Origin of the sequence: Martelella sp. NC20 (assembly GCF_013459645.1) — a bacterium.
GTDB lineage: Bacteria > Pseudomonadota > Alphaproteobacteria > Rhizobiales > Rhizobiaceae > Martelella.
On record NZ_CP054861.1, the window covers coordinates 2,780,708 to 2,806,794 of the forward strand.

General features: G+C 63.3%; 20 protein-coding genes. 14 read left to right on the forward strand and 6 right to left on the reverse strand.

Annotated elements, in window-relative coordinates:
• Positions 1 to 17 precede the first annotated feature (17 nt).
• From HQ843_RS13235 to HQ843_RS13245, 3 genes are all read left to right on the forward strand, one after another.
• The gene (locus HQ843_RS13235) at positions 18 to 578 is read left to right on the forward strand and encodes a LemA family protein (RefSeq protein ID WP_180897873.1); all 561 of its coding nucleotides are present in this window, start codon (positions 18 to 20) and stop codon (positions 576 to 578) included.
• A gap of 44 nt (positions 579 to 622) precedes the next feature.
• The gene (locus HQ843_RS13240) at positions 623 to 1,870 is read left to right on the forward strand and encodes a 3-phosphoshikimate 1-carboxyvinyltransferase (protein WP_180897872.1); all 1,248 of its coding nucleotides are present in this window, start codon (positions 623 to 625) and stop codon (positions 1,868 to 1,870) included.
• A gap of 430 nt (positions 1,871 to 2,300) precedes the next feature.
• On the forward strand, positions 2,301 to 4,211 hold the full coding sequence (locus HQ843_RS13245; protein WP_180897871.1) for a DUF2207 domain-containing protein: 1,911 nt from the start codon (positions 2,301 to 2,303) through the stop codon (positions 4,209 to 4,211).
• A 5-nt stretch (positions 4,212 to 4,216) separates the two neighbouring features.
• On the opposite strand, the gene HQ843_RS13250 is transcribed toward HQ843_RS13245, so the two are convergent.
• Positions 4,217 to 4,801 carry a hypothetical protein gene (locus HQ843_RS13250; protein WP_180897870.1) on the reverse strand — a complete coding sequence of 195 codons (585 nt, stop codon included), beginning with the start codon at positions 4,799 to 4,801 and terminating at the stop codon, positions 4,217 to 4,219.
• A 174-nt stretch (positions 4,802 to 4,975) separates the two neighbouring features.
• On the opposite strand from HQ843_RS13250, the gene glyS reads away from it, so the two are divergent.
• Positions 4,976 to 7,090 carry a glycine--tRNA ligase subunit beta gene (gene glyS / locus HQ843_RS13255; RefSeq protein ID WP_180897869.1) on the forward strand — a complete coding sequence of 705 codons (2,115 nt, stop codon included), beginning with the start codon at positions 4,976 to 4,978 and terminating at the stop codon, positions 7,088 to 7,090.
• A 461-nt stretch (positions 7,091 to 7,551) separates the two neighbouring features.
• Complete coding sequence (locus HQ843_RS13260; RefSeq protein WP_180897868.1) at positions 7,552 to 8,112, forward strand: DUF6101 family protein; 561 nt, start codon at positions 7,552 to 7,554, stop codon at positions 8,110 to 8,112.
• A 17-nt stretch (positions 8,113 to 8,129) separates the two neighbouring features.
• Here HQ843_RS13260 and ubiA read toward each other — a convergent pair whose 3' ends face one another.
• The 3 genes from ubiA to HQ843_RS13275 all read right to left on the reverse strand — a co-directional run bounded on the left by ubiA (position 8,130) and on the right by HQ843_RS13275 (position 13,007).
• Complete coding sequence (ubiA, locus tag HQ843_RS13265; protein ID WP_180897867.1) at positions 8,130 to 9,083, reverse strand: 4-hydroxybenzoate octaprenyltransferase; 954 nt, start codon at positions 9,081 to 9,083, stop codon at positions 8,130 to 8,132.
• 24 nt (positions 9,084 to 9,107) lie between these two features.
• Entirely contained in the window at positions 9,108 to 10,370 is a 1,263-nt protein-coding gene (locus tag HQ843_RS13270) for an SAM-dependent methyltransferase (RefSeq protein WP_180897866.1), read from the reverse strand.
• A 351-nt stretch (positions 10,371 to 10,721) separates the two neighbouring features.
• Positions 10,722 to 13,007, reverse strand: a complete 2,286-nt coding sequence (locus HQ843_RS13275) for a Tex family protein (protein WP_180897865.1) — start codon at positions 13,005 to 13,007, stop codon at positions 10,722 to 10,724.
• A gap of 183 nt (positions 13,008 to 13,190) precedes the next feature.
• Here HQ843_RS13275 and purD point away from each other — a divergent pair, with 183 nt between their 5' ends.
• The gene (purD, locus tag HQ843_RS13280) at positions 13,191 to 14,462 is read left to right on the forward strand and encodes a phosphoribosylamine--glycine ligase (RefSeq protein ID WP_180897864.1); all 1,272 of its coding nucleotides are present in this window, start codon (positions 13,191 to 13,193) and stop codon (positions 14,460 to 14,462) included.
• A gap of 18 nt (positions 14,463 to 14,480) precedes the next feature.
• On the opposite strand, the gene HQ843_RS13285 is transcribed toward purD, so the two are convergent.
• Positions 14,481 to 15,167, reverse strand: coding sequence for an IclR family transcriptional regulator (locus HQ843_RS13285; protein WP_180897863.1), 687 nt, complete (start codon positions 15,165 to 15,167; stop codon positions 14,481 to 14,483).
• Positions 15,168 to 15,265: 98 nt separating this feature from the next.
• Between HQ843_RS13285 and HQ843_RS13290 the strand changes: the two genes are divergently transcribed.
• The 8 genes from HQ843_RS13290 to xth all read left to right on the forward strand — a co-directional run bounded on the left by HQ843_RS13290 (position 15,266) and on the right by xth (position 25,150).
• Positions 15,266 to 16,477 carry a CaiB/BaiF CoA transferase family protein gene (locus tag HQ843_RS13290; RefSeq protein ID WP_210275224.1) on the forward strand — a complete coding sequence of 404 codons (1,212 nt, stop codon included), beginning with the start codon at positions 15,266 to 15,268 and terminating at the stop codon, positions 16,475 to 16,477.
• Positions 16,474 to 17,274, forward strand: a complete 801-nt coding sequence (locus HQ843_RS13295; RefSeq protein WP_180897862.1) for a citryl-CoA lyase — start codon at positions 16,474 to 16,476, stop codon at positions 17,272 to 17,274. The genes HQ843_RS13290 and HQ843_RS13295 overlap by 4 nt, the downstream gene beginning before the upstream one ends.
• A 26-nt stretch (positions 17,275 to 17,300) precedes the next feature.
• Positions 17,301 to 18,281, forward strand: a complete 981-nt coding sequence (locus HQ843_RS13300) for a Bug family tripartite tricarboxylate transporter substrate binding protein (RefSeq protein ID WP_180897861.1) — start codon at positions 17,301 to 17,303, stop codon at positions 18,279 to 18,281.
• Positions 18,282 to 18,384: 103 nt separating this feature from the next.
• Entirely contained in the window at positions 18,385 to 18,816 is a 432-nt protein-coding gene (locus HQ843_RS13305) for a tripartite tricarboxylate transporter TctB family protein (RefSeq protein ID WP_180897860.1), read from the forward strand.
• A 9-nt stretch (positions 18,817 to 18,825) separates the two neighbouring features.
• A complete protein-coding gene (locus HQ843_RS13310; protein WP_180897859.1) occupies positions 18,826 to 20,376 on the forward strand; it encodes a tripartite tricarboxylate transporter permease in 1,551 nt (516 codons plus the stop codon).
• A gap of 388 nt (positions 20,377 to 20,764) precedes the next feature.
• Positions 20,765 to 23,449 carry an FtsK/SpoIIIE family DNA translocase gene (locus tag HQ843_RS13315; RefSeq protein WP_180897858.1) on the forward strand — a complete coding sequence of 895 codons (2,685 nt, stop codon included), beginning with the start codon at positions 20,765 to 20,767 and terminating at the stop codon, positions 23,447 to 23,449.
• A 99-nt stretch (positions 23,450 to 23,548) separates the two neighbouring features.
• Positions 23,549 to 24,280, forward strand: coding sequence for an outer membrane lipoprotein carrier protein LolA (locus HQ843_RS13320; protein WP_180897857.1), 732 nt, complete (start codon positions 23,549 to 23,551; stop codon positions 24,278 to 24,280).
• A 66-nt stretch (positions 24,281 to 24,346) separates the two neighbouring features.
• Positions 24,347 to 25,150 carry an exodeoxyribonuclease III gene (gene xth / locus HQ843_RS13325; protein ID WP_180897856.1) on the forward strand — a complete coding sequence of 268 codons (804 nt, stop codon included), beginning with the start codon at positions 24,347 to 24,349 and terminating at the stop codon, positions 25,148 to 25,150.
• On the opposite strand, the gene HQ843_RS13330 is transcribed toward xth, so the two are convergent.
• Positions 25,147 to 25,821: a ceramidase domain-containing protein gene (locus tag HQ843_RS13330; protein ID WP_180897855.1), complete on the reverse strand. Its 675-nt coding sequence runs from the start codon at positions 25,819 to 25,821 to the stop codon at positions 25,147 to 25,149. The genes xth and HQ843_RS13330 overlap by 4 nt on opposite strands.
• Between the last annotated feature and the right edge of the window lie 266 nt (positions 25,822 to 26,087).

Here is a 26,087-nt window from a genome sequence, read left to right on the forward strand (position 1 = left end):
AACCGGGAGAAGTGCGCATGATTACCCTGATCGTCCTCATCGTCATCATCGGAGCCCTGATCGGCTTCGTGGTCGCGCTGTATAATGCGCTCGTGCGCGCCCGCCAGACCGCCGAGGAGGCATGGTCCGGCATCGACGTGCAGTTGAAGCGCCGCGCCGACCTGATCCCCAATCTTGTGGAGACCGTGAAGGGCTATGCCTCCCACGAACGCGGCACGCTGGAAGAGGTGGTCGAAAAACGAAACAAGGCCCAGAGCGTCGCCGCCAATGATGTGGCCGGGCGTGCACAGGCCGAAGGCGAACTGACACAGGCGCTCGGCCGGCTGTTTGCGCTTTCCGAAGCCTATCCGGACCTCAAGGCCAACCAGAATTTCGCCGATCTTCAGGCCTCGCTCGAAAAGACCGAGAGCGAGATCCAGATGGCCCGGCGCTATTATAACGGCGCGGCCCGCGACCTGAACATCAAGGTCGAAAGCTTCCCGAGCAACATCATCGCCGGCCAGTTCGGGTTCCGCAAGCGCGACTATTTCGAGATCGAGGATGCCGGCGACCGCGCCGTGCCGAACGTCTCGTTCTGACTGCCTGCCGCCGATAGAGTCGGCCCTGATGAAAGTGCATTCGCATGGAAAAGCTCACCATCATCCCGCCCGGCCATGCGCTTGAGGGCCATGTCAGCCCGCCCGGATCGAAGTCGATCACCAACCGGGCGCTGCTGCTTGCCGGCCTCTCGAAGGGTACCAGCAGGCTGACCGGCGCGCTGAAAAGCGCCGACACCAAGCACATGGCGAATGCTCTCAGGGCGATGGGCGTCACCGTCGAGGAGCCGGATGCGACGAGTTTCGTCGTCAAAGGCACAGGCCGTCTTGAAGCCCCTTCCGGCCCGCTCTTCCTCGGCAATGCGGGAACGGCGACCCGGTTCCTGACGGCGGCGGCGGCCAGCGTCGATGGCACCGTCATCGTCGATGGCGACGAGCACATGCGCAAGCGGCCGATCGGCCCGCTGGTCGCTGCCCTTCAGCGGCTCGGCATTTCGATTGAAGCGCCGACCGGCTGCCCGCCGGTCACCATCACCGGCAATGGCCGCTTCGGCTCCGGCCGCGTCGAGATCGACGCCGGACTTTCGAGCCAGTATGTCTCGGCGCTGCTGATGGCAGCGCCGCTCGCCTCCGCCCCGGTGACCATCGCGCTGACCGGAACCGAGATCGGCGCGCGCGGCTATATCCGCCTCACCCTCGATGCCATGGCCGCCTTCGGCGCGAAGGCCGAACAGGTGGACGAGGCCACATGGACGGTGCAGCCGGGCGATTACCGGGCCACCGACTTCCATATCGAGCCTGACGCCTCGGCCGCCACCTATCTCTGGGCGGCTGAAATCCTGACGGGCGGCGCAATCGATATCGGCACGCCGGCGGAAGACTTCACCCAGCCGGACGCGAAGTCCCACGCCGTGATGGCCGCCTTTCCGCACATGCCCGCCGAAATCGACGGCAGCCAGATGCAGGACGCCGTGCCGACGCTCGCCGTGCTCGCCGCCTTCAACGAGACCCCGGTGCGCTTCACCGGCATCGAGAACCTGCGCGTCAAGGAATGCGACCGCACCCGCGCGCTGTCGCTCGGCCTCAACGCCATCCGCGAGGGCCTTGCGGAGGAAGACGGCGACGACCTGATCGTCCATTCCGATCCGGCACTTGCCGGCCAGCACCTGCCCGCCGCAATCGACACCTTCGCCGATCATCGGATCGCGATGAGCTTCGCGCTTGCCGGTCTGAAGATTTCCGGCATCACCATTCTCGACCCGCTCTGCGTCGGCAAGACCTATCCCGGCTACTGGGACGCACTGGCCTCGCTCGGCGTCGAATACGAAACCTGAGGAGAACGCCATGGCGATGGCAAACCGGACAGTGTCAGATTTGCGGGGTTTTGCCATGCGGTGGTTTTCGACTTCTGTCGCCTTCCTTTCTTCCGTCATCCCGGCCTTGAGCCGGGATCCAGGGCAACACGGGAGGTCTATGCCGAGGACCAGCCGATCGATGAACGGCCTGAGACCCCGGCCCTGGATGCCGGCTCAAGGCCGGCATGACGGAAATGGTGGCAAGAGCACAGAACCGGCCTCGATATCCGCCCTGGCGGGCGCACTCCAATCAATCTCCCCCCTTGAGGGGGAGATGCCCCGACAGGGGCAGAGAGGGGTGAGCCGCAAGCCACGCACTCAGAGCCAATCGGATACGCTGCACCCCTCTCTGTCGCTTTCGCGACATCTCCCCCTCAAGGGGGGAGATTGGAGGTCGCTCGGCATCGTTGTGCTACTCACCACCGTCCTCCTCGCGGCCGCCCCCGTCCACGCCGCCGAAGTCATCAACAATTTCACCTCCGAGGTCACCGTCGAAAAGTCCGGCGTCTACGACGTCACCGAGACCATCGCGGTGCATGCCGAGGGCGACCAGATCAAGCGCGGCATCTTTCGTGACTTTCCCCTTCGCTTCGAGACAGATTCTGGGCGCAGCGGCGATGTCACCTTCGACCTGAAGTCCGTGACGCTCGACGGCCAGCCGGTCGATCATCACACCGAGAGCATCCCGGACGGCATTCGCATCTATATCGGCTCCGCCGATACGATGGTTCCGCCCGGCGACCATACCTATCAGCTCGCCTATGAGACAGACCGGCATGTCCGCATCTTCGACGACCACGACGAGATTTACTGGAACGTCACCGGCAATTTCTGGGCGTTCCCGATAGAGGCCGCCAAGGCCGTGATCACCCTGCCGGAAGGCGTCACGCCGACGAAGACGACCTTCTACACCGGCGAATACGGCTCGCGCGCGCAGAATGCCCGCGAAACCACGAGCGGCAATGTGGTGACGTTCGAAACCACCGCGCCGCTTGGCCCCAAGGAAGGGCTGTCCGTGGTCATCGCCGTGCCGAAAGGCGCGATCGACGCTCCCTCATCCTCCGAAAGCGCGTCGTGGTTCCTCAGCGATTATCGCAACTACTTCATCGGCTTCGGCGGGCTGCTGCTGGTGTTTGCCTATTACCTCCTGTCGTGGCGCAAGGTCGGGCGCGACCCGCCCTCAGGCGTGGTGGTGCCGCGCTGGGAGCCGCCGGAGGGTCTGTCGCCGGCGCTGGTGGCCTATGTCCAGAACCAGGGTTTCGGGTCGAGCCGGTTCGACGCGATCGCCGCAACCGCCATCGATCTCGCGGTGAAAGGCTTCCTGATCATCGACGAGCCGAAAAAGGGCATGACGCTGAAGCGCACCGACAAGCCTTACGATCCTGCCTTGCCGGCAGGGCAGAAGGCGTTGCTGAAATCGGTCGATGATGCCGGCGGCGTGTTCATCGTCGACAAGGCCCACAGCACCTCGGTGGCGTCGATGGCGAGCGCCTTCACCTCCGCCATTACCGGCGAGCATCGCGACGAGTTCTTTGTCCGCAATATCGGTTACACGGTCGGCGGCGTCGCGCTTTCGGCGCTTGCGGGGCTGGCGCTGCTGGTGTTCGGCCATATCTCCAACGCCGTCATTCCGGTGCTGTTCTTCTCGGTGTTCATTTCGGTCTTCATCGGCCTGTTCGCATCGATGATCGCCAAGGCGTTCCGGCGGCGCGGGCGCTCGATGTCGTCGGCGATCGGAACGCTGGTTGCCGCGGGAGCCATCGGGTTTTTCCTGCTGCATGCCGTTGGCGGCATGGCGGTGACGCTTGTCAGCGATCAGATCGATGCTCAGGACTGGGCCGTGATCGTCGCCTGCGGCGGGATCGTGCTCACCAACCTGATCTTCTTCTTCATCATGGGCGCGCCGACCACGGCCGGCCGCAGGAAGATGGACGAGATCGCCGGACTGAAACAATATCTGACGCTCGCGGAAGCCAACCGCATGAACATGGCCGGCGCGCCGGAAATGTCGCCACAGCATTTCGAGACGCTGTTGCCCTATGCCGTGGCGCTCGGCGTCGAAAAACCGTGGTCGGCAACCTTCGACAAATGGCTTGCCGCAGCCGTTGCCGCCGGCACGGTCGGCTATTATTCGCCCTACTGGTACGCCGGCGATTTCCGCCACCAGAACCTCTCCGACCAGATCGGCAGCTTCTCCTCGTCGATGGCCTCGACCATGTCGTCCTCCATGCCGACCCAGAACACCTCGTCCTCCGGTTTTTCGGGCGGCGGCGGGTTCTCCGGCGGCGGTGGGGGCGGCGGCGGCGGGGGCGGCTGGTAGGGCGTTCAGTCCGTCACGCGCGTGAACAGTATGCCCGACGGCTTTTCGGGATAGCCGGCATCGGGCGCGCTGTCCCACACAAGCGGCATGCGACCGAATTCGATGCCGGTCTGGTTGGCCCAGACGCTGTCCTTCAGTTCGGTGCCGATAGCGGGAAAGGTGTAGGGCGCGCATGTTCTGCCGGCGGCATCGCGCGGCACCCCGGTCTGCCAGTCGTCAAACCCGCAGCCGGCGGAACCCGCATTGGCATTGTAGTAGGTCGTCACCTCATCCGATAGCAGCGTGTAGAGAAACGGGCCGGTTTCCTGCGTGAGCTCGATGCGGTCGCCATTGGTGCGTGCCTCGGTAATAATGCCGCGATAATCGGCGCGCACTGTCGGGATATCGCAATTGTCATGCGCATAGGTCTGCGCGCTCGCCGAAATCGTGTTGCCCTCTATGGTGACCTCGGCGATCAAGCCGTGGCGTCCGCCCTTGCCGATCTGCAGGCATTCGGTGCGGAAATTTCCCTGGGGCAGGAGCGGGTTGGCGGAAACGACGGTGGCATTGCTTGCCAGAATGACGAGCGGCAAAAGGGACAATGTGTGCAAGTTCGGTTCTCCTGTCTATCCGCGCAGAATAGTAGGAAATCCGGCTCAATGCGGGCGCAAAAACGGTTCTTTTCCGGTCGCACCTCGAAAAACCGTATTGCCGGATGACTTTTTTCACGGAGCTTGCTAACACCGCCGCTACCACGTTCCAGAACATGACAGAAGCCGTTCCCGATGCCAGACCTTTTGCTTGAACTTCGCTCCGAGGAAATCCCCGCCCGCATGCAGCGGCAGGCGGCCGGCGAACTGAAGAAGCGCGTCACCGATGCGCTGGTCGATGCGGGTCTGACCTATGAGGGCGCGCGCGATTATTTCACGCCGCGCCGGCTGACGCTCGACATTCACGGCCTGACGGCGCGCTCGGCCGATGTCCGCGAGGAACGCAAGGGCCCGCGCGTCGGCGCGCCGGAAAAGGCGCTGGAGGGTTTTTTGCGCGGCGCGGGACTCTCCGACATTTCCGAAGCGAAAATCCAGTCGGACCCCAAGAAAGGCGACTTCTACGTCGCCATCATCGAAAAGCCCGGCCGTGACGCGGAAGAAATCATCCGCGACGTGATGCCCGGCATCATCCGCACTTTCCCCTGGGCCAAATCGATGCGCTGGGGTGCTGCCTCGGCAAAACCGGGAAGCCTGCGCTGGGTGCGGCCGCTGCAGTCGATCGTCTGCACCTTCGGTACGGAAATCGAGGAAACCAGGGTCGTCGATTTCGAGATTGACGGCATCGTCGCCTCCAATGTCACCTATGGCCATCGCTTCCATGCGCCGGAACCCTTCACCGTGAAGCGCTTCGCCGATTACGCGGCGGGCCTGGAAAAAGCCTGCGTCGTGCTCGACGCCGAGCGCCGCAAGGAGATCATCCGCCAGGACGCCGCCAATCTGGCCTTCGCCAACGGGCTCGACGTGGTCGAGGACGAGGGGCTTCTGGACGAGGTCGCGGGACTGGTCGAATATCCGCAGGTGCTGCTCGGCGAATTCGAGGAGGCCTTTCTCGAAATTCCGGACGAGATCACCCGGCTGACGATCAAGACCAACCAGAAATGCTTCGTCACCCGCAAGCATGGCGAGGACAGGCTCACCAACAAATTCATTCTGGTCGCCAATATCGCCGCCACCGACGGCGGCAGGGAAATCCGTCACGGCAATGGCAAGGTCGTGCGCGCGCGTCTTTCCGACGCGCTGCATTTCTGGCATATCGACCAGCGCGATCTGCCGGACCTTGGAACGCTTCATGCCTCGGCGGAAAAATTCGGCCTCGACCTCAAGAAGCCGCTCGACCAGCGCATGGCCAAGCTCGACGCGCTGAATGTGACGTTTCATGCCAGGCTCGGCACCCAGGGCGACCGCGTCGCCCGCATCCGCGCGCTTGCGGGCAGGCTTGCTCCGATCGTCGGCGCCGATCCGGCCGAAGTCGACCGCGCGGTGGTACTGGCCAAGGCCGACCTGCGCACCGAGGCCGTCGGCGAATTCCCCGAGCTTCAGGGCGCGATGGGCCGCAAATACGCGATCCTGCAGGGCGAGAGCGAGGATGTGGCGGCGGCCCTCGAGGAGCACTACAAGCCGCTCGGCCCCTCCGACGTCGTGCCGCGCGGCAAGGTGTCGCTGACGGTGGCGCTCGCCGACAAGCTCGACACGCTGACCGGTTTCTGGTCGATCGACGAAAAGCCGACCGGCTCGGGCGACCCTTATGCGCTGAGGCGTGCGGCGCTGGGGGTTATCCGGATTATTCTGGAACGTGGGGTGCGGCTGCCGCTGCTCGACGTTTTCGATGACCGCGACCTCCTCTCCTTCTTCCACGACCGCTTCAAGGTCTACCTGCGCGACATGGGCGCGCGGTATGACCTGATCGACGCGGTGCTCGGGCCTGAGGCCGACGACCTCGAAGTCGTTGCCCGCAGGGTCGAGGCGCTGACGAAATTCCTTGATTCCGAAGATGGCCAAAACCTTCTGGCGGGCGAAAAGCGCGCCGGCCAGTTGCTGGCGGCGGAAGAAAAGAAGAAGACGCGGATTGCCGAAAAGGTCGATCCGGGGCTGTTCGAACTCGAGGCCGAGACGGCGCTTTACGCCGCCATTCTCGCCGCCGGGGAGAAGGCGAGGGCCGCTTCGGCGAAGGAGGATTTCTTTGCCGCCATGGAGGCGCTCTCGGTGCTGCGCGCGCCGGTCGACCGGTTCTTCGAGGATGTGCTGGTCAATGCCGAGGACGAGGCCGTGCGCGCCAACCGTCTGGCGCTGCTCGCCATGATCCGCGAGGCCACCGGCACGGTGGCGGATTTCTCGAAGATTTCTGGCTGAGAAACACACCTCGCCTGAGAGCAGGGCGTTTGCAGAAGCTCCGCCGCATAGCCCCCCAATACTCTCTCCCGCTTGCGGGAGAGATGCTCCGAAAGGGGCAGTGAGGGTGATACAGCATTTCCTCCTGTAAGGGCGTTCGTGTGGATAGACTCCCCCCTCACTGTCGCTGTCGCGACATCTCTCCCCTCCGGGGCGAGAAGACTTGGGGGCTATGCGGTTCGGCCCAACGGAGTTTCCAGCGAGGATTGTTCGCCCCCACGCGGTTAACGCCCCGTCACCACCCCGTTCACTCTCTCTCAACCCTGCAAAATCGGATTTTGATAACCATTGATCCGCGTTGGAATTTCTTAACCGTGCTTGTTAAGGCGGCTGGTAACATCCTCGCCTAATATCCCCCTCAGACGAACGGAAAAGTTCGCAAGTTTGCGCCGGATACCGGGGACTAAGACAAGGGTGATGACATGACGAATTCGCAAGTGTTGAGGGGACAGGACGATACGGTTCTCCGGATCGATCCGGCACACTTCCCGCAGAAATTCTCCTACACGGCCAAGGGCACCGATACCCGCATCGCCGTCAAGCTCGATACCCGCGGCGCGGTGGTGCGACGCAACCTGCCGTCGAGCAACCTGCCGTTCTCGATCGCGCTGCCGGGCCGCGCCTTCAGGGGGGTCGCCGCGCGCGCGGTTGCCCATGTCGACGGCGCGATCACGGTGACGCTGGAACTGCATCACGCCGATCCGGAATTGTGCATTCCGCTTCTGATCGCCCATGATCTCGACGCGATCGTGGCCGACTGGCAGGAATGGTCGCTTCTCTACGATATTCCGATGCTGATGGTCGAGGCCGATGGCGCCGCCCGCGCGGTCGATTTCCAGCCGCATCGCGTGCATGCCGCCAATGACGAGGCGGGCCCGCGCCGCCGCAAGGCAACCCGACCGATCCCGCGTCTGACGGTTCGCATGGACGACGGCGGCCTCGGCGTCATGCTCAAGCTCGCCGGCCGCGCGGTCGCGGCCTGAGGGGCAGCCCCCAAGAATCAGCCGATGAAGATCGAGACCACCAGTCCGGCGAAGATCGCGATGCCGACATGGTGGTTGGCAAGAAACAGCCGCTTGCACTGATCGCCGTCCTCGATATCGAGCACGAAGATCTGCCAGAACAGAATGCCGCCGCCGAGGGCGAGACCGGCAAAAGCGGGCCAGCCGAGACCGGCAACCCGGAACGCAAGCGCCATCAGCGCCAGCATCGCGCCGTAAAAGCCGATCAGCCACGGCTTGGTATTGTCGCCGAAAAGACGCGCGGTGGAGCGGACGCCGATGAGGGCATCGTCCTCCTTGTCCTGATGGGCGTAGATCGTGTCATAGCCGATGGTCCAGACCACCGAGGCGATGTAGACGAGCACGGCGGGCCCGGAGAGCGCGCCGAACACCGCCGACCATCCCACCAGCGCCCCCCAGGAAAACGCCAGCCCCAGCACGAATTGCGGCCAGTCCGTGAAGCGCTTCGCGAAGGGATAGATCGCCACGATCGCCAGAGAGGCGATGCCGAGCATGATGGTGAAAAGATTGAAGCAGAGAAGCACGGCAAGCCCGGTCAGCGCCTGCAGCAGGATGAACACCTTCGCCTGCCGCCGCGTGACCCGGCCGGAGGGGAGGGGGCGCGAGCGGGTTCTGGCCACCTGATTGTCGATATCGTGATCGACCAGATCATTATAGGTGCAGCCGGCCCCGCGCATGGCAACGGCGCCAAGCCAGAACAACAGCAGATGGGCGATGAACTGCCCGGGGCGGAAGGCATTGGCATGCGCGCTCACGCCGGCCGCCATCGCCGCCGACCAGAAGCAGGGCCACATCAGCAACTGCCAGCCGATCGGCCGGTCCCAGCGGGCGAGCTGGGCGTATGGCCACAGAAAAGGCGGCAGCAGCCGGTAAACGAAATTATCCGACGGCGCGTCGATCACGCGGCCGTCATCCTCGCGAATTTTGCTCATCTGCCCGCCTTGAACGAAGCCGGATCAAAGGAAGTCGACAGGCTCCAACGGCGCCCGGTTCGCTTCCGCGGCTTTCAGTTTGTCTTCCGCCTCGAACATATAGCGGCGGTTATTGGGCGTGGCAAACTGGCTCTTGGAAAGCTGGATCTGGAAGATGAACATCTTGTCCCACGCGAATGCCATTTCGGAGCCGGCGAGATAGAATTCCCACATCCGGAAGAATTTTTCGTCGTAGAGTTTGATCGCCTCTTCCTTGCGCGCCACGAAGCGTTCGCGCCAGGCCCTCACCGTATAGGCATAATGCATCTGCAGGATTTCGATATCGCGCACCAGAAGGCCGGACTTCTCGATCGCCGGCAGCACTTCCGCAAGCGAGGGGATATAGCCGCCGGGGAAGATATATTTTTCGATGAACGGGTTGGTGTGTCCGTGGCCGGCGACATCGCGGCCGATCGAATGCAGCACCATCACCCCGTCATCGTCCAGAAGTTCGAAACACTTGTTGAAAAAATTCTGGTAGCGGCCAAGGCCGACATGTTCGAACATGCCGACGGAGACGATCCGGTCGAAGGGCCTGGCCTTCATTGTGCGGTAGTCCTGCAGCTCGAACCGTACCCTGTCCGACAGCCCGCGCTTTGCCACGCGCTTTTCCGAAATGTTATGCTGCTCGTGGGAAAGCGTGATGCCGGTGCAGTCAACGCCGGCCATCTCGGCGAGATACATGCTGAGCCCGCCCCAACCGGAGCCGATTTCCAGCACGCGCTGGCCCTCGTTCAGTCTCAGCTTGGCTGCGATATGGCGCTTCTTGGCCAGTTGCGCCTCATCAAGCGAGATATCCGGCGGATCGAAATAGGCGCAGGAATACTGCCAGTCCTCGTCCAGAAACAGGCTGAACAGCGGCGGCGTCAGGTCGTAGTGATGGGAGACATTCTTGCGGTTGCGGTTGATCGGCAGCCGCGTCTGCAACTGCGCAAGTCCCGTGCGCCAGAACACCCTTGCCGCCATCAGCGGCGAGAATACGATCTCGAGCGTGTTGCGGCGCACCAGCGACAGGAAGTCGTAGATATCGCCTTCCTCCATGATGAACCGGCCCTGCATATACATCTCGCCGAGGGCGAGCGCCGGGTTGGTGGCCACCAGTTTTTCGGCTTCCCTGTCGGCGAACCGGATCGCGACCGGATCACCGGTGCCATCTCCGAAACTCGTTATTGCTCCTGTTGCGTCCTTGACCCTTAATGTCCCGGTATTGATGATCTTTTCGATCAGGTTGAACAGCGGTGAAGCCATCGCAATCCCCCGAATGCCTGCGTATGTCACATATTATTTGACGCACATTATTCAACTTGACGCAAGAAACAAGGCGGGGGAAACGCGACAATGCAATGGTAAGTTGGACGGTTGACATGCCTTTTGCGGGAAATCTTCTCTGATGCATCCCTGGATTGTGTCGGCGAAGGTATCAATTCCGATAGCAAGCCGAATCGCGAAAATGGGTATTGCGGCGCGAAAGCGATCGAAACGGGGCGGCGAGCTTTTTCCGTCCGTTCCGGCGGCTGCAGTCGCAGCCTCGTTGTTGAGGTCATCGTCGGCAAATCACAGACGGGCTATCCGCGGGCGCCGATCGGTGGAGCTGAGCGCTCACTTCTTGCGCATCGCATCCGCAAGCGCCGCGCCGAATGCGCCCTGGGCTTGCTGCTTGCCGCCGCGATTATTGCTGCGTTCCTGCGGGCGGTCATTGCGGGGCGCTCTGACGGGCGGGGCGCCGTCATCCTTCTTCATCGACAGGGCGATGCGCTTGCGTTTGACATCCACGTCGACGACGCGGACCTTCACCACGTCGCCGGCTTTCACAACCTCATGCGGATCCTTGACGAAGCGGTCGGCGAGCTGCGAGACGTGCACCAGCCCGTCCTGATGCACGCCGATATCGACGAACGCGCCGAAGGCGGCGACATTGGTGACGGTGCCTTCCAGCATCATGCCGGGTTTCAGATCGGAAATCGCGTCGATGCCGTCGGCAAAGCTCGCGGTCCTGAATTCGGGACGCGGGTCGCGGCCGGGCTTTTCGAGTTCTGACAGAATGTCGCGCACGGTCGGCAGGCCGAATCGGTCATCGACGAAGGCGCGCGGATCGACGGTCTTCAGGGCGGCGCTGTCGCCCATCAGCGCGCGCAGGTCGCGCCCGCAGGCGGCGACGATCTTCTTCGCCACGTCATAGGCCTCCGGATGGACGGCGGACGAATCGAGCGGCTCGACGCCGTCGCGGATGCGCAGAAACCCGGCGCTCTGTTCGAAGGCGCGCGGACCAAGCCGGGCAACCTTCAGCAATTCCCTGCGGCTCCTGAACGCGCCATTGGCGTCGCGGTGCAGCACGATCGCCTCGGCAATCGAGGGGCCGAGACCGGAAACGCGGGCAAGCAGCGGCGCGGAAGCGGTGTTGAGGTCGACGCCGACGCCGTTGACCGCGTCCTCGACCACGGCATCGAGCGAGCGCGACAGTTTCATCTGGTCGACATCGTGCTGATACTGGCCGACGCCGATCGATTTCGGCTCGATCTTGACGAGTTCGGCCAGCGGGTCCTGCAATCGCCGGGCGATCGAGACCGCGCCGCGCAGCGAAACGTCAAGCTCCGGAAACTCCTTCGCCGCCATCTCCGAGGCCGAATAGACCGAAGCGCCGGCCTCCGACACGATCACCTTCATCGGCTTCGGCTCGGGAACCGTCTTCAGCACGTCGGCGACCAGTTTTTCGGTTTCGCGGCTGGCCGTGCCGTTGCCGATCGCGATCAGCGAGACGTTGTGGCGCGCGATCAGCGCCTTCAGCACGGCCATCGCGCCCTGAATGTCGTTGCGCGGCTGGAACGGATAGATGGTCGCGGTATCGAGTAGCTTGCCGGTGCCGTCGACGGCCGCGACCTTGACGCCGGTGCGGATGCCCGGATCGAGGCCGAGCGTGACGCGGGAGCCGGCGGGGGCTGCCAGCAGCAGGTCCTTCAGATTGCGGGCGAACACATGGATCGCCTCGTCCTCGGCGCGCTCGCGCATTTCCCGCATCAGATCGAGCGACAGCGAGGTGGAAAGCTTGACCCGCCAGCACCAGCCGGCGACCTGCATCAGGAAGGCGTTGGCCTTGCCCTCCTTGCCGATATCGAAGAAGCGGGCGATCATCTGCTGGGCGGGTTTGACCGGGGCGGGGTTATCGCGGTCGGCCTCGATCGCGACCGACAGTACTTCCTCGTTGAAGCCGCGCAGCATGGCGAGCACGCGATGGCCCGGCGCGGTCGCGAATTTTTCGGCATGATCGAAATAGTCGGAGAATTTCTGTCCGGCCTCTTCCTTGCCCGCCACCACCGTGGCGTAGAGCATCGCATTGTCGCGCATATAGTGCCGCAGCCTGCCGACGAGTTCGGCGTTTTCCGCGAACTCCTCCGACAGGATATCGCGGACGCCGTCGAGCGCGGCGCGGGTATCGGCGACCTTTTCATTGATGTAGGCCTCGGCAAGCTTTTCCGGGTCCACGTTCCGGTTCTGGAAAATCGCATCGGCCAGCGGCTGAAGGCCGTTCTCGCGGGCGATCATCGCGCGGGTGCGGCGCTTTGGCTTGTAGGGGAGATAGAGGTCTTCGAGTTCGGACTTGGTGGCAACAGCGGCGATCTTGCCGGACAGCTCGTCCGTCATCTTGCCCTGGCCGGTGATCGATTCGACGATCGTGGCGCGCCGCGCCTCCAGTTCGCGCAGATAGGTGACGCGCTCGGCAAGAGTGCGTAACTGTCCGTCATCGAGCCCGCCGGTAGCCTCCTTGCGGTAGCGCGCAACGAACGGCACGGTCGCCCCGTCATCCAGAAGCTTCAGCGCGGCGTCCACCTGATCTGGGCGGGCCTTGATTTCCTCGGCGACGATGCGGGCGATTTTTGCTGCGGCCATCAATTTCATTCCATCTTCCACGGGAGCGGTGAATTTAGGCGTTCATAGCGCCGAAACAATGGCTTTGGCGATGGCGTTTGCGACCGTCCACAATATTGCCCCGGATGTTAACGCATCCCGGCCTTGACCTTTGCCGCCCGCCTGCTTACCCAACCGCGAGCAGGTGACAAACGGAGCGGACCCATGAATGTCCTTCTGATCGGTTCGGGCGGGCGCGAGCATGCGCTGGCCTGGAAACTCGCGCAATCCCCCGAAATCGGCGCTTTCTATGCCGCTCCCGGCAATCCGGGCATCGCAGCCCATGCCGTCTGCGTGGCGCTCGATGTTACCGACCACGCGGCGGTGGTGGCGTTCTGCGGGGAAAAAGCGATCGACCTCGTGGTCGTCGGCCCCGAGGCCCCGCTGGTTGCCGGCCTCGCGGATGATCTGCAGGCGGCCGGGCTGAAAGTGTTCGGGCCGACCAAAGCGGCCGCGCAGCTTGAAGGCTCCAAGGGCTTCACCAAGGATCTGTGCGCGCGCTACGATATCCCGACCGGCGCCTATCAGCGGTTCGACAATGCGGAAGCCGCCAAGGCCTATGTGCACGAAATCGGCGCGCCGATCGTGATCAAGGCCGATGGCCTTGCCGCCGGCAAGGGCGTCACCGTGGCCCGCACCAATGACGAGGCACTCGCCGCGATCGATGACTGCTTCTCAGGCACGTTCGGCGCGGCCGGCGCGGAAGTCGTGGTCGAGGAATTTCTGGTGGGCGAGGAAGCGAGCTTCTTCTGCCTGTCGGACGGAAAGCACGCGCTGCCGCTGGCCACCGCCCAGGATCACAAGGCCGTCGGCGATGGCGATACCGGACCCAACACCGGCGGCATGGGCGCCTATTCGCCGGCGCCGGTGATGGACGCGGCGATGATCGAGCGCACGATGAAGGAGATCATCGAACCCACGATCCGCGGCATGGCGGAAATGGGACATCCGTTTCAGGGCGTGCTCTATGCCGGGCTGATGATCACCGAAAAGGGGCCGGAGCTGATCGAATACAATGCGCGTTTCGGCGATCCCGAATGCCAGGTGATGATGATGCGGCTGAAGAGCGATCTGCTGCCGATACTCGTCGCCTGCGCCGACGGCACGCTCGATGGCGTTTCGGCCGTGTGGAGCGAGCAGACCGCGCTGACGGTGGTGATGGCGTCCAAGGGGTATCCGGGCGGCTACAGGAAGGGCAGCGAGATCAAGGCGTTGCCCGCCGACGATGGCTCCGCCCGCACCTTCCATGCCGGCACGGCGGTGAAGGACGGCAGGCTTGTCGCCAATGGCGGTCGGGTGCTGAACGTCACCGCGCTCGGCCCCAATGTCACCGAGGCGCAGACCCGCGCTTATGAACTGATCGAGAGCATCGACTGGCCGGAAGGCTTCTGCCGCCGCGATATCGGCTGGCGCGCGGTTGCCCGCGAAGAGGGCTGAAAAGCAGAATCCCGGTTATCAGGCTGGAATAATCAGCGCGGCTGCGCGCTCGGTCAGGAGTTTCGCAACCCTTGCGGTGGCAACCTCATCAAGCCGCGTGACCGGACCCGATACCGCGATTGCGCCGCGCAGCCTGCCGCTCTGGTCGAAGACGGGGGCGGCAATCGCCGCCACATCCGGGTTGCGCTCGCCGCGCGAGGTGGCAAAGCCTGCCTCACGGATATCATCCCACTTTGATCCGCTATCCCTGTCGAAAGCCTGCAGCACCTTTCCCGAGGCTCCCAGCCCGATGGGCAATTCGACGCCTTCTGCAACCGAGTGGCGGATCGCGCGCTCCGGCTCGCTGCGATAAAGGCACAGCCGGGCGTCGCCGCGGCGCACGTAGAATGACGCCGTTTCCCCCGTCGCCTTCGCCAGGTGGGCAAGCTCTGCCCTGATCCCGTCGCCGAGCGAGAAGGATGCGCGGTATTGCGCTCCCAGCCGCCAGACCGTGCTCGCCAGCCGGTATTGCCCAAGCTCGTCCCGCTCCAGATAGCCAAACCGTATCAGCGAGTTGAGAAGCCGCAGGATAGTGCTCTTGTAGAGCCCTGTTTCCCGCGCGATCTGCGCCAGTGAAAGCGGCTGATCTGCCGTCGCGAAGCATTCGAGAATAGCAAGTGCCCGATCGACGGCGTCGACGCCTTTTTGCTCGGCGAGCTGACCCATGGAGAATCCCTCAGTGGACTGGACGATTGAATACCGTTCTGTTATTGTGAGCAGCGTTTCGTTAGATAGAACGATAAAATCTGATTGGCAAGGGTAAATTGACGTATAATCAACAAAAACCGTCTCCCCTCGAAGGCATCAGGATATTGGACCTTAGCAATGTTCTGGCGGGTCCGTTCTGCTGTCATCAGCTCGCTCATATGGGGGCGGAGGTGATCAAGGTCGAAAATGTCCGGGGCGGCGATCTGGCCCGGCAGCTCGGCGTCGATCCAGAGCTGAACAAGCGCAATATGGGCATCTCGTTTCTCGCGCAGAACGCCGGCAAGAAATCCGTGACGCTCAACCTCAAGGACGAGGCCGGCAAGGCGCTTCTCAAACAACTGGTCGCAACCGCCGACGTGCTGGTGGAAAACTACCGGCCGGGCGTGATGAAGCGGCTCGGCCTCGACTACGAGGTGTTGAAGGCCGTCAACCCGAAGCTGATCTACTGCGCGATCTCGGGCTTCGGCCAGGAGGGTCCCTGGGTGCATCGGCCGGCCTATGATCAGATCATTCAGGGCAGTTCCGGCGTCATGTCGATAACCGGTGATGCAGACAGCGCACCGATGCGCGTCGGCTATCCGATCGCCGACACGATCGGCGGCATGACCGCCGCCTTCGCGATCGCCGCGGCACTCAATGCGCCGGAACGGGGCAGCTTCATCGATGTCTCGATGCTGGAAGCGACGATCGCCACCATGGGCTGGGCCGTCTCGAACTATCTCATCGGCGGTGTGGCGCCGACCCCCAATGGCAACGAGAACCTGACATCGGCACCATCCGGCACGTTCCAGGCCGAAGATGCGCCCATCAATATCGCGGCCAACAAGGACGAGCAGTGGGAGGCGCTGGCGCGCCATATCGGCCGGCCGGAACTGCTTGAGGACCCGCGCTTTCTCAACCGCGAACTGCGCAAGCAGAACCGTCTGTCGCTGAAAGCCGAAATAGAAACCGTGCTGGTCACCCGGCCCGCGCGCGAATGGGCGCGGGAGATGAACCGGATCGGCGTGCCCGCAGGGGCTGTGCTTTCCGTGCCGGAGGTTCTCGCCCATCCACAGATCACCGAGCGGGGCCTGCTTGCGACTTTTGGCCAAGTGCCCGGCGTCGAAAGAGATATTACAGTCGTCAGAACCGGCTTCAAACTCGATGGCAAGGCACCCGCCGTTGAAGACGCGCCGCCGATTCTCGGCCAGCACAACGACGAAATCTATACCGATCTCGGCCTCACCGGCCAGCAGATCAACGAACTGAAGGATGCAGGGGTCATATGAGCGACGTCGCCGACTGGTGGAGCACCGAAATCATCGACATGGCCCCGGGCCAGATCCGCATGCGCGGCAGGCCGATCGAGGAACTCATCGGCAATGTCAGCTTTGCACAGATGGTGTGGCTGATGACGCGCGGCGACCTGCCCTCGAAGCCGGAGGCGGATCTGCTGGAAGCGGCCCTCGTCGCCGCCGTCGATCACGGCCCGCAAGCGCCCTCGATCGCGGCTGCCCGGATGGCGGTGACCTGCGGCCTGTCGCTCAACGGCGCAATGGCCAATGCGGTCAATATGCTGGATGACGTCCATGGCGGAGCCGGCGAACAGGCGCTTGAGCTTTATCGCCTGATTGATTCGGCCGCGACCGATGGCGCGCCGCTTGACGAAGCGGTCGCCGATTGCGTCGCCGAGTTCCAGGCCACCCGCGGCAAATATATTCCGGGCTTCGGCCACCGCTTTCACAAGCCCGTCGACCCGCGCAGTCCGCGCCTTCTGGCGCTTGTGGACGAGGCCGCGGCGAACGGCGTGGTCAGCGGCAGGTTCGCCGCAGTCGGCCGCGCGCTCGGCGCGCATCTGGAGGCCGCCCGCGGCAAACCGGTGCCCATGAATATCGACGGCGCGACCGCCGTGATCTATGGCGAACTCGGCTTCCCGGCGCCGCTTGCCCGCGGGCTGTTCTGCCTGTCGCGCTCGGTCGGCGCCATGTCGCACGCCTATGAACAGATGCAGCAGGGGGGCCGCAACAAGGGGCCGACGCCTCCGCATTACCGGTGGACCTACACGGGGCCCAATCCGATATCCTGAAATGGTCGAAAAAAGGGAGGACCATCATGACGAAAATACGTAACCTCTTGGCAGCGCTCTCGCTGGGGCTTGCCGTGGCAAGCCCGGCAGCGGCGTTCGAGCCGAGCGCAACCGAATGCATTGCGCCCGCAGCACCCGGCGGCGGCTGGGACTTCACCTGCCGCCAGGTCGGCAAGGTGATGCAGGACCTGAAGCTGGTGCCCGGCACCATGCAGGTGGTCAACCTGGTTGGCGGCTCGGGCGGCGTGGCTTTTGCCTCGGTTGTGACCAAGCGCGACAGCGACGAGGACCTGCTGGTGGCAGCTTCTTCCGCCACCGCAACGCGTCTGGCGCAGGGCGCATTCCCGGGCAACAATGCCGATCAGGTTCGCTGGATCGGCTCGGTCGGCGCTGACTATGGCATCATCGCCGTCGCCAAGGATTCGCCGATCAACACGCTTCCCGAACTGCTGGACAAGATCAAGGAAGACCCGAAAAGCATCGCGATCGCGGGCGGCTCCGCCGTTGGCGGCTGGGACCATCTGAAGGTATTGATGGCAGCCCGCAAGGCCGGCGTTCAGGACGTGCGCCAGGTCAAATACGTCGCCTTCGAAGGCGGCGGCGAGGCCGTGACCCAGCTTCTGGCAGGTTCCGTACAGGCCTTCACCGGCGACGCATCCGAAGCCAAGGGCTTCGTCGATTCCGGTGATATCAAGGTGATTGCGGTTCTCGCGCCCGAACGCATGCCCGGCGACTTCTCCAGCTTCCCGACGGCCAAGGAACAGGGAATCGATGTCGTCGGCGCCAACTGGCGCGGTTTCTATGCCCCCGGCAAGATCAGCGACGAAGCCTATGATTACTGGGTTGATGCCGTCCAGACGGTCTACACGTCCGACGAATGGCAGCAGATCATGACCCAGAGCGGCCTGGCCCCTCTCGACAAGAGCGGCCCGGAATTCCAGGCCTTCGTGATGGAATCCATCGCCGAGATTCAGGAATTGTCGCGCGAGATCGGCATTTTGAAGTAGTATCGATGCGAGGGCCGGCCGGTTGGGAGACCGGCCGGCCCTTTTTCGTATTCGCAAGGCGTATAAAGCGCCCGGTAACAATCTGCCCATGGGGAGGCATTCCATGAGTGATCGTATTTTCGGCGGCTTCGGCATCGTCATAGCCGCCATCTATATCTGGCAGGCGCTGCTGACCCAGGAAAGCTTCATGAGCGATCCGGTGGGCCCCAAGACATTTCCCATCATTATCGGGGTTATCCTGGCAGTGGCGAGCCTCTTCATCATTCTCATGCCGGACGGCGAGCCCGAATGGCCGAAGGCGAAATCACTGGCTGAAATCGCAATCTCGGCCTGCTTGCTGTTCGCCTATGCCTATTTCCTGCCGATCGCCGGCTTTGTGATCGCCACGATGGTGGCCGCGGGCTTCCTGTCCTGGCGGCTCGGCGCGCCGGCACTGAAGGCAGCGATCGCCGGCATTTGCATTTCGGTCGGCATCTATGTCGTCTTCCATCTCGTTCTCGGCTTGCATCTGGCAACCGGGCCGCTCGGCATCTAGGGGGAAACCATGCAGACCATTTCCGCACTGGCCGACGGTTTCACCGTCGCCCTGACGTTCCAGAACCTGGCGCTGGCGCTGCTCGGCTGCTTTCTCGGAACGATTATCGGCGCTCTGCCGGGCCTTGGCCCGTCAAACGGCGTCGCCATCCTTATCCCGCTTGCCTTCACGCTTGGCCTGCCCGCCACGCCGGCGCTGATCCTGCTGACCTCGATCTATTTCGGCGCGATGTATGGCGGTCGCATTTCATCGATCCTGCTCAACATTCCCGGTGACGAGCCGGCGATGATGACGACGCTCGACGGTTATCCCATGGCCCAGCAGGGTCGTGCCGGCGAGGCGCTGGCGCTGTCCGGCATCGCCTCGTTCGTCGGTTCCTTCTTCGCGATCTGCGGTCTTGCCGTGCTCGCGCCGCAGCTCGTCAAGGTGGCGCTTCTGTTCGGTCCGGCGGAGTATTTCGCGCTTTATGCTCTGGCGTTTGCGACGCTTGGCGGGGTTACCAGCCGCAACCAGGCGAAATCCGCTCTCGCGGCGGCGCTGGGCCTCGGCATCGCCATGATCGGCGTCGACCAGCAGACCGGCGTTCCCCGGCTCACCTTCGGCGAGATCCATCTCTATGACGGGATCGACTTCCTGGTCGCCATTGTCGGGCTGTTCGCGCTTTCGGAAGTCTTCACCTTCCTCGAACATCGCGGCAGCGATGTCGACAAGGCCGGCGGCAAGGAGGAGAAGGTCAAGATCGGTCGCATTCTTCCGCGGTGGAAGATGCTGCGCGCAACCAGCGGCTCGATGGCACGCGGCACGGTGATCGGCTTCCTGGCCGGCGTTCTGCCGGGTGCCGGCGCTTCGCTCGGATCGTTCCTTGCCTATGGCGCCGAGCGTAGCCTGAAGAACGGCAAGAACACCTTCGGCAAGGGCGATCCGCGCGGCGTGGCCGCACCCGAAGCCGGCAACAATGCCGCCGCCGGCGGCGCTCTGGTGCCGATGCTGGCGCTCGGCGTTCCCGGTTCCGGCACGACGGCGGTGCTGCTTGCCATGCTGCTGGCGCTGAACATCACCCCCGGCCCGCTGCTGTTCACCCAGAACCCCGATGTCGTGTGGGGCCTGATCGCCGCGCTGATGATTGGCAATTTCATGCTCCTGCTTTTGAACATCCCGATGGTCGGGCTGTTCGTGCGGCTGTTGCTGGTGCCGACCCGCTATCTGATGCCGGCGGTGGCGATGATCTCCTTCGTCGGTATCTACGGCATATCCGGCTCGGTCTTCGACCTGACGGTGATGGTCCTGTTCGGTCTGGGCGGCTGGCTGTTGCGCAAGCTTGACGTGCCCCTGGTGCCGGTCATCATGGGCGTTCTTCTGGGCAACCAGATGGAGGTCAACCTCAGGCGCGCCATGACGATTTCGGACGGTAACTGGAGCACGCTCTGGGCTTCGCCGCTGTCGATCTCGCTCTGGGTTCTCGCAATCGCCGGCTTCATGCTGCCGATCGTGCTGAGCCTGATGAACCGCCGCATCGACCCCTCGAAGCTGCGCACCGAGGAGGTCTCGGAAGGCGACTAGAGTCTGTCAGGTTCAAATCGAACCAGACAGACTCTAGATTTATTTGTTTTCGTTTGTCTTTTCGGGAAAACCGGATTCCACTTTTCCCAGACAAACGCTAGCGCGTCGGCCCGAAAATCGGAATCGATTTTCGGAAAACACGATGCGTAGATTCAATAGCTTGGAGCGGTCGCCGTTCTCATCAGATGCGGATCGTGCTGGCGCGCGGTTTTTGACGGTCGGGCTGCAACGCCCGGCCGTTTTCCGTCCGGGCCTGCATCGCCTCAACCGGCGATGGTTAAAGAGGCTTTAACCCATCGCTGCTAGCCTCACTCGCGAATCTCCCGAAGACCGTCCTGTTTTCGGGCGGATGCTTTCGGTTGATGATATTGTTTTGAGGGTATCGGGTATGGCTGCACGGGCAGAGCGGTTTGAACACAGAAGCGGCGGTGAGTTCTCGCTCATCGGATTTGTCCGGCGCTATGTTGCAGCGCTTTTCGGATTCGCGCTGTTTGTGGTGCTCTGCCTTGCAATCGCGGCGATGGCGACGTGGAATGTCGACGATCCGAGCGCGCTCCATGCCACAGGCCGGTTGCCGACCAATATCCTCGGCTATCCGGGCGCCGATTTCGCCGATATCGTGATGCAGGCGTTCGGGCTTGCCAGCGTGTTCGCGCTGCTGCCGGTGCTGTCCTGGTCGCTGGCGATGATGGCGGGAAGGCGGATCTATCGCAAGCCCTCGCGGTTCTTCGCCTGGGTCGGCGCCGCGATCCTCACCGCCGCCGTTCTCGGCTGCGTGCCGCCGCCGCCGACATGGCCGCTGCCGAACGGACTCGGCGGCGTTTCCGGCGATCTGATCCTGCGTTTCCCGGCGCTTTTCATCGGTCAGTATCCCGAAGGCTTGGCCGCGATGATCGTCGGCGGCATTTTTGCGCTGCCGGCGCTGTTCCTGCAGCTTTATGCAGCCGGCCTGATCATCCGCCAGCCGCGGATCGCTCCGGAAAGGCCTGCCGCAAAGCGCCAGTCCAGCGATCCGGGCGCGCCGACCGTTTCCGATCTTGCCGAGGAGCGTGACGGGGGCTTCTCGCTGGCTCCGGTGATCGGTCATGCCGCTCATTTCTGGTACATTTCACGCGCCCGCTTCAACAAGGTCTTCGGCCGTCGGCGGGACGAGGAGCAGGAGTTCGACGCGCCTTACGATTTCAACGAGGACAGTTTCGAGCGGCTGGACGACGATCAGCCGGCTTATCCGTCCTGGCGCCGCAGCGGCGAGCCGAGCCTCGTCGATCCCGATCGCCGGCGCGAGACCGGCTACGCCCCGGCCGACCCGCCGCCCTTCGATTATGACGGGCATGCGGATAACGATCTCGATGATGAGGACGACCTTCCGGAGGGCGTGCTGAGCGCCGATTTCGGGCCGACCGGACGCATGTCCGCCGAGCCGCGCGTCGGCCGCCAGCCGCCGCGCGCGCCGGTGGTTGCCGCACCCGCGCCGCCGCCTAAGCCTGTGAGCGCGGAAACCGTGCGCAGGCCCGTTCGCGGGCCGTTTTCCCCGCGCGGCTTCGAACTGCCCTCGGCGGCGCTGCTCTCCGAGCCCAAGGGCCTTGCCCGTGACAAGGCGCTGTCGAAAGAGGTGCTGGAGGAGAACGCCCGCACGCTCGAAAAGGTGCTCGAAGATTTCGGCGTCAAGGGCGAGATCATCCACGTCCGTCCCGGCCCGGTCGTCACGCTTTACGAACTGGAACCGGCGCCCGGCATCAAATCCTCGCGCGTCATCGGCCTTGCCGACGACATCGCCCGCTCGATGGCGGCGATTTCCGCCCGCGTCGCCGTCATTCCCGGCCGCAACGCCATCGGCATCGAACTGCCCAACCCGCACCGCGAAACCGTGTTCCTGCGCGAGATCATCGCGAGCCAGGATTTCCAGAATTCCAAGGCCAAGCTCGCCATGGCGCTCGGCAAGACCATCGGCGGCGAATCGGTCACGGCAGACCTTGCCAAGATGCCGCATCTGCTGATTGCCGGCACCACGGGCTCCGGTAAATCCGTCGCGGTCAATACCATGATCCTGTCGCTGCTTTACCGGCTTTCGCCCGAGCAGTGCCGCCTGATCATGATCGACCCGAAAATGCTCGAGCTTTCGGTCTATGACGGCATTCCGCATCTGCTGTCGCCGGTGGTGACCGACCCGAAGAAGGCGGTCGTGGCGCTGAAATGGACCGTGCGCGAGATGGAGGAGCGCTACAAGAGCATGGCCAAGCTCGGCGTGCGCAACATCGACGGCTTCAACAGCCGCGTCGCGCTGGCCGAGGAGAAGGGCGAGACCCTGTCGCGCACCGTCCAGACCGGTTTCGACCGCGAAACCGGCGAGGCGGTCTACGAGACGGAGGAATTCGATCTCGAGCCGATGCCGTATATCGTCGTGATCATCGATGAGATGGCCGACCTGATGATGGTCGCCGGCAAGGATATCGAGGGCGCGGTCCAGCGTCTGGCGCAGATGGCGCGCGCGGCCGGCATCCACGTGATCATGGCGACCCAGCGCCCGTCTGTCGATGTCATCACCGGCACGATCAAGGCCAACTTCCCGACCCGCATCTCGTTCCAGGTGACCTCCAAGATCGACAGCCGCACAATCCTTGGCGAGCAGGGGGCCGAACAGCTTCTCGGCCAGGGCGACATGCTGCACATGGCCGGCGGCGGCCGCATCCAGCGCGTCCACGGTCCGTTCGTCTCCGACCCGGAGGTCGAGGAAATCGTCGCCTATCTCAAGACCCAGGGCACGCCGGAATATCTCGACGCGATCACCGCCGATGACGATGATGACGGCGATGGCGGTTATGACGGCGATGGCGGCGGCTCCGGTAATCTGGCGAAGTCGGACGACCCTTACGATCAGGCGGTGGCGATCGTGTTGCGGGACGGCAAGGCATCGACCTCCTACGTTCAGCGCCGCCTCGGCATCGGTTACAACCGCGCGGCAAGCCTGATCGAGCGGATGGAGCAGGAAGGCATCATCGGCCCCGCCAATCACGCCGGCAAGCGCGAGATTCTGGTGCCGACGGAACGCGATATCATTGAAGGTCCGAATTGACGCACCATCTTGGCTGCCAGTGACAATCAGGACGTTTCGCCCCGAAAACGCCGCCTTCGAGGCGCAACCGGGCCGCAATCAGTTTTCAGGATCGGATATATGAGCAAGCTTAAGAACACTTCGTCCACGATCCGCGCCCGTCGCCGGTTTCTCGGCGGTCTTGTGGCAGGCGCCGCGCTGCTGATCGGGCTGCCGGCTTTTGCGCAGACGCTTCCGACAGGGGGCGACGTACCGATGCCGACAAAGCGCGATGGTACTGTCCAGATGGCGCAGGCAACTTCCGCTTCCTCCGGCGCCGCGGCACAGCGCGTTGCCGACCATTTTTCCTCGGTCAAGTCGATGACCGGCGAGTTCATGCAGTTCGGACCGCGCGGCGAGCAGGCGGGCGGCAAGTTCTATCTGGAACGCCCCGGCAAGCTGCGCTTCGACTACGATCCGCCCTCGACGCTGAAGGTGATTGCCGACAACCGCAACGTCGCGGTCGGCAACGGTGATCTCGATACCTGGGATTTCTATCCGCTGTCGCGCACGCCGCTGTCGCTGCTTCTCGCCGACCAGATCGATCTCCAGCACCGCATGGTGCGCGATGTACGCGAGCAGAACGGGCTGACGGTGATCGTGCTCGGCGACAAGTCGATCTTCGGCGATCAGGTGATCACGATGATGTTCGACAGCAAGAGCTTCGACCTGCGCCAGTGGACGATCACGGATGCCCAGGGCAAGGATACCACCGTGATCCTCTCCAATGTCCGCACCGGCGTCAAATTCGCCCGCTCGGTGTTCCGTATTCCCTACGACCAGATCATGGCGAGCCCGGGCAGCGACAACTGACGCCCTTTCGGCCGCCGGGCGAATCGCCTATTGCTGATGTCCGTTCAGCAAGGAAGGCGCGCGCTCGTGGATTTGAGTCTTACCACCTGGAATATCAATTCGGTGCGCCTGCGCATGCCGATCGTCGAACGGTTCCTCAGGGATTATCAGCCTGATATCCTGTGCCTTCAGGAGATAAAATGCCTGAACGACCAGTTCCCCTACAAGCCGCTGCGTGAACTCGGCTACGAGCATATCGAGGTGCATGGCCAGAAGGGCTATCACGGGGTCGCCATCGTCTCGCGGATTCCGCTGGGCGAAGGGTTTTCGACCGATTACTGCGCCATGGGCGACACCCGCCACATCTCGGTGGTGTTCGATGCCGGGGGCCGGAAGGTCAGGCTGCATAATTTCTATGTGCCGGCCGGCGGCGACGAACCCGATCCCGAGATCAACCCGAAATTCCGCCACAAACTCGATTTTCTGGAAGAGATGAAGGTGCTGAAGGCGGATCAGGGCGATGGAATTGGCTCCATTCTGGTTGGCGATCTCAATATCGCGCCGATGGAAAACGACGTGTGGTCCCACAAGCAGCTCCTGAAGGTCGTCAGTCACACGCCGGTCGAGACCGAGGGCATGAAGGATCTGATCGCCAAAGGCGGCTGGGTGGATCTGATGCGCCATGTCACGCCGGAAGACGAAAAGCTCTACACCTGGTGGAGCTACCGCGCCAAGGACTGGCAGGCCGCCAATCGCGGACGCCGTCTCGACCATATCTGGACCTCGCCGGACCTCGTTCCCGCCTTCGAACGCTTCGATATCCTGACTGCGGCCCGCGGCTGGGAAAAGCCGTCGGACCATGTGCCGGTAACGGCGTCGTTTTCGTTTTAGTTCTTCGGCGGCAGTTCCCGAACCGCGCCCTGCAGCAATATGCCGAGCACCGTGGCGTTGAGAATATGCCAGAGGAAATGGGTGCCGAGCCCCGCCGTTGCCATGCAGGTGGACTGGTCGAGGCTGCGGAACGTCAGCGACATGATGAAGATCGCGGTCGCGCCGGCGAAATAACGCCAGACGGGATGATCGCGCCAGACCGCGACCACAGATGCGATCGCCATGGCGACGAGGGCAGGGGCGTATTGCAGCGAGCCGTTGAGCGGTGCCTCGCCGCCGCGTGAAGCGAGCCCGACGAGATAGACGAGCAGGGCGAAGCCCATGATCGTCCCGATCATGTAGCCGATAATGTCGAAGGTTTTCTCTCCGGCCACCCGCACGAACAGCAGCAGGATGTAGAGAAAGAAAAACAGCCAGATCGGGATGACGTCGAGTGCGGCGGAAAACGGCGTTGCGAGCGTGTGGAACAGGAACGATCCGACGCCGATCACCGCAACCAGCGCAATGACCGTCAGTTCCAGCAGGCCCCGCTCGGGTCTGCGCCAGGCGGTGGGCCAGGCGACGAGCGCGGCGATGATGAAGGCCAGATTGGTGAGCGCGTTGACCGGTTCGGCCCAGAAGCCGGCGGCCGCGCGTTCGCAATAGATGTCGATATAGGGTGCTGGGTCCATCGTCTCCACCGGGGCAGTTTTCTGCAACGCCCCGGATGGTTTCCGTGTTTTGCGCCCTTATGCAAGGGGCAGCCGGAATTTTCCGGCATAGATTGCTGACAAAGCCCTGCCCAATTTTCTCCGTCATGCCGGGCTCGACCCGGCATCCAGGGCGGTTTGCCGAAGCGGTATTGCCTGACATGCGGTCTGAGACGCCCGTCGTATGGCCCTGGATCCCGGCTCAGGGCCGGGATGACGGCGGGGAGGGGGCGCCGTGATTGCTTGAG